Genomic DNA, 604 nt, shown 5'->3' with positions numbered 1-604 from the left:
TCGCCGCGCAGCTGGAGGCGGAGGGGTACGGCGAGGACGCGGTGTCCCACGCCCACACGGCGGCCCAGCACTACGCCTGGTGGTCGGCGCACCCCTCCGTCACGCCGGAGCGCGCCGCCGCGGAGGCCGACGCCGTCCTCGCCGCGTTGGCGCCGCTGGTCACGAGCCAGGAGCCGGGGCACGCCAGCGCGGCCGTCCTGCTGGCCCGCAGCGCCACGCCCGCGTTCCTGGCCGGGCTGCACTGGGGCGCGTGGGAGCGGGCCCTGAGGTCCGGCTCCGAGGCCGCGAGGCTGGCCGGGGAGGTCGCCGAAGAGGCGTACTTCCACCACGAGTTGGGCGTCCTCGCGCTGTGCGTGGGGAACCTGGAGCGGGCCCGCGCGGAGCTGGAGGCCTCGATCGGCATGCGGGGCGCCGTCGCCGACCGCAGCGGTACGGTCGCGGGGCGCCGCGCGCTGGCGCTCGTCACGGACCGCGAGGGCGGACTGACCGGGATCCCCGGCCTGTCGGGCTTCGGGGTGGCGGGGAACGCGTTCGGCGCCCGTACGACTCCGCAGGGCGACGCCACGCCCCCCACCCCGAAGGCGCTCGCGCCGGGCGGCGGCTC

Annotated in this window: 1 pseudogene; it reads left to right on the top strand. The window is 78.6% G+C overall.

From position 1 onward, the window contains the following. Positions 1-604, top strand: a pseudogene (locus tag GT042_RS12540) (ATP-binding protein); the annotation flags it as partial.

It is taken from the genome of Streptomyces sp. SID3212 (assembly GCF_009865405.1).
Classification (GTDB): domain Bacteria; phylum Actinomycetota; class Actinomycetes; order Streptomycetales; family Streptomycetaceae; genus Streptomyces.
The sequence above is the reverse complement of the archived record's forward strand: the minus strand, read 5'-3'. Positions and strand labels throughout refer to the sequence as shown.